This is a genomic window from Arthrobacter sp. 2YAF22_2 (genome assembly GCF_052114645.1).
Classification (GTDB): domain Bacteria; phylum Actinomycetota; class Actinomycetes; order Actinomycetales; family Micrococcaceae; genus Arthrobacter.
The window spans coordinates 1-3,863 of record NZ_JBFRFD010000355.1 but is presented as its reverse complement, the minus strand read 5'-3'; the positions used below and the strand labels follow the sequence as shown (position 1 = coordinate 3,863).

Sequence of the window (3,863 nt, the reverse complement as noted above, 5' to 3'; positions counted from 1 at the left end):
GCCTCCGGCGCCTCGGCCTCGCTAGCCCCGGCACCGTCGGCGTCGTCGTCGTCRTCGAAACCCAGCTCGGCGTCTCCGTCGAGGTAGGAATCGGCTTCCTCGTCCGAGAGCGAATCGAAGGCTGCCACGCTGCGGTTGAAGAGGTCCAGGTGCGCGGTGGCGCCCATCCCGGCCAGTCCTTCGCGGACGTAATTGTCGATCTCCTCGCGCTCCGGCAGGGTGAAAACGTACTGGGCGAAGCCGCCGCCAAGCGCCTGCGTGAGGTAGAAGTCCACGTAGTAGCTGCGCAGCGCGTTCGGCGCGATTTCGTCCGCGTCCAGCAATTCCGCGTACATGGCGTTGACCACGTCCACATTGGCGTCCACGACGTCCACGTTGCCGCCGTGCAGGCTCTCCTGGGTCAGGACCGGGGCGTGTTCGGTGGCGGTCGGGCTCGAGGTCAGGCTGCTGCTCATGGGAATCCTCACGGTGGTGGCGGGCGGTGCTCCGTTCCCCTCCACGGTAGGGCCGCCCCGCCCCGGACGGTCTGAGCGGAAAGTGAACGTCAGGCGAAGTTTCCGGGCCCCGCCGGGCTGGCTAAGATGGATCAGATGACCAACCGCTGAAAGTAGTGCCCACATGCCATCCCATCCGGACGAGAGTGCGGCACTGGCAATACAGACCCCCGCGATTAACGACCGTTCCCTGGCGGCCGGACTGGCCTATGCCATGGGCAGCCGGGTTTCCGGGATGTCCTTCGACGCCGGCACCGGTCTCATGCTGGGAAAGGTCCGCGGCGGCGCGCCGCTGCCGTATTCGACGACGGCGAAGCTGGTCCGCAAGGGCGGCGGCTGGAGCTGCACCGTCGGCGTCTGCAGCTGCCCGGTCCGGAAGGATTGCAAGCACGTCGCCGCCCTGCTCTTTGCCGCCGAGGATAACCCGGCAATCCGCGTTCAGCTGCTCGCGCCGGCGGAATCCTCCCGGCTGTCGCGCCAGGCCGCCGGGCACGACCTGCCCGACTGGGAGCAGGCCCTCAGCCCGCTGCTGGCCCGGCCAGGCATTACGAAGTCCACCAACGGCGTCCCGCTGGCGTTGCAGTTCGAGCTCGAGGAGCCGGCCCCGCACTTCTCCTACACCGGGCGCCGGGATCCGCTGCGCAGCGTGCGCCAGTTGAAGGCCCGGCCCGTCATCATGGGCGCCAAGGGCAAATGGATCCGGGGCGACGTTTCCTGGAACACCCTGAGCTACCTGAACTACCGGCGCGAATGCAACGAAGCCCACGTGGAGTGGATGCAGGAGTTCCTCGCCTCGCACACCGCGCTGGCGAACCGCCAGCACGCCGGCACCGCGCCGTGGCTGGGGCTGAACACCTACGCCGGCAAGAACCTGTGGAGCCTGCTGGCCGACGCCGGGAAGATCGGCCTGGCCCTGGTCCACGGGCGGGGCAACGAACCGGTCCGGCTCGCTGGCGAGCCGGCCGCCGTCGGACTCAACCTCACCCGGCTCGGCGCTGAGGCGGCCGGCGACGGCGGGCTGGCGCTCGCGCCGAGCATCACCGTGGACGGCGCGCTGGTCGACCCGGCCTCGGTCGGAACGATCGGCCACCCCGCCCACGGGATTTTCGTGAGCTCGGACGCGGACGCGCTCCCGGGCGTGGCCCCGGCTGACGCCGTGATCACCCTGGCGCCGCTGGAAGGCGGCCTGAGCGATGAACTCCTGACCTTCGTGACCGCCGGCACCACCCTGCACATTCCGGCGCGGGACGAGGGCCGGTTCCTGACCGGGTTCTATCCCAAGCTCAAGCAGACCGCCCGGGTGACCGCCTCCGACGACTCCGTCGAGCTGCCCGCCCTGGCGGTGCCGACCCTCTCCGTGCTCGCCAATTACGGCGCCGACCACCGGGTCCGGCTGCACTGGGAGTGGCACTACAAGTCCGGCACCCTGGTCACGGCCCAACCCCTGTGGCGGCACCCCGGCGACCATGGCTACCGGGACGACGCCGCCGAGGCCCGCATCCTGGAGACCGTCGGCCAGCCGTGGGACGTTGTGCCGAAGCTCGGCGAATCAGCGACCGGAGGCTGGGGCACGCCGCGACTGGCGGCGTCCGCGGAGCTCAGCGGCCTGGACACCCTGGCCTTTACCGAGGAGGTCCTGCCCCGGCTCCGCGACCTTCCGGACGTCTCGGTGGACACAGCCGGCGACATGGCCGACTACCGCGAGGCCGAGGAAGCGCCGGTGGTCGCGATCTCCACCAAGGCCACCGACAGCCGGGACTGGTTCGACCTCGGCATCGTCATCACGCTGGAGGGCCAGCCCGTTTCCTTCGCGGCCTTGTTCTCCGCCCTTGCCGCCGGGCAGACCCGCATGCTGCTGCCCAGCGGCGCCTACTTTTCCCTGGACCTGCCCGAGCTGCACCAGCTGCGTGCCCTGATCGACGAAGCCCGCATCCTGCAGGACAACCAGGGAAAGGACGCGCCGCTGCAGATCAGCCGGTTCCAAGCCGGGCTCTGGGACGAGCTGGCCCAGCTGGGCATCGTGGACCAGCAGGCCGCTGCCTGGCGGGAAGCGGTGGGCGGTCTGCTGGAGGGCGGCAGCAACGGCCTTCCGCTCCCGGCATCGCTCAACGCCGAGCTGCGCCCCTACCAGCTCGAAGGATTCAACTGGCTGAGCTTCCTCTACCGCCACGGGCTGGGCGGGGTCTTGGCCGATGACATGGGCCTGGGCAAGACCGTCCAGGCGCTGGCGCTGATCTGCGCCGCCAAGGACGCGGCCGGCGGCGCCCCCGGAGGGGCCCCTTTTTTGGTCGTAGCCCCCACCAGCGTGGTGGGGAACTGGCAGGCCGAGTCCGCACGCTTCGCGCCGGGCCTGGAGGTCCGGGCGATCACCGAGACGTTCGCCAAGAGCGGTTCGGTACCGGCCGAGGCGATGGCAGGGGCCGACGTCGTGATCACCTCTTACGCGCTGTTCCGGATCGACTACGAGGCCTATGCCTCGCAGGCCTGGGCGTCCCTGGTGCTGGACGAGGCGCAATTCGTGAAGAACCATCAGTCCAAGGCCTACCAGTGCGCCCGTAAGCTGCCCGCCGGCTTCAAGCTGGCGATCACCGGCACGCCGCTGGAGAACAACCTGATGGAGTTCTGGGCACTGACCTCGATCGTGGCCCCGGGGCTCTTCTCCAGCCCCAAACGATTCGCCGAGTACTACCAGAAGCCGGTCGAGAAGAACGGGGACCGGGCGCAGCTGGACAAGCTTCGGCGCCGGGTCCGTCCGCTCATGATGCGCCGCACCAAGGAGCAGGTCATTCACGACCTGCCGCCCAAGCAGGAACAGATCCTCGAAGTGGTGCTGAACCCGAGGCACCAGAAGGTCTACCAGACGCATTTGCAGCGCGAGCGCCAGAAGATCCTGGGCCTGATCGAAGACGTCAACAAGAACCGCTTCACGATTTTCCAGTCGCTGACCCTGTTACGCCAGCTCAGCCTCGACCCGTCGCTGATCGACCCGTCCCTATCAGGGGTGCGCTCAAGCAAGCTCGACGTGTTGTTCGAGCAGTTGCAGGACCTGGTCGCGGAAGGCCACCGCGCACTGATCTTCAGCCAGTTCACCGGGTTCCTCGGCAAGGTCCGGGAGCGGCTGATCGCGGAAAACATCGAGTTCTGCTACCTCGACGGCAGCACCCGCAACCGGACCGACGTCGTCAACGAATTCAAGGACGGCGCGGCGCCGGTCTTCCTGATCAGCCTCAAGGCCGGCGGCTTCGGCCTGAACCTGACAGAGGCGGACTATGTGTTCCTGCTGGACCCGTGGTGGAACCCGGCCTCGGAAGCGCAGGCCGTGGACCGCACGCACCGGATCGGCCAGTCACGCAACGTGATGGTCTACCG

The 3,863-nt window shown here is 68.5% G+C and carries 2 protein-coding genes; one reads left to right on the top strand and one right to left on the bottom strand.

Annotated elements, in window-relative coordinates:
- The coding region (locus AB4Y86_RS13860) for a DMP19 family protein (protein ID WP_441402793.1) at nucleotides 1-455 on the bottom strand (455 nt) is incomplete at its 3' end.
- 163 nt (nucleotides 456-618) lie between these two features.
- Here AB4Y86_RS13860 and AB4Y86_RS13855 point away from each other — a divergent pair.
- On the top strand, nucleotides 619-3,863 hold a 3,245-nt coding region (locus tag AB4Y86_RS13855), incomplete at its 3' end, for a DEAD/DEAH box helicase (RefSeq protein WP_441402792.1).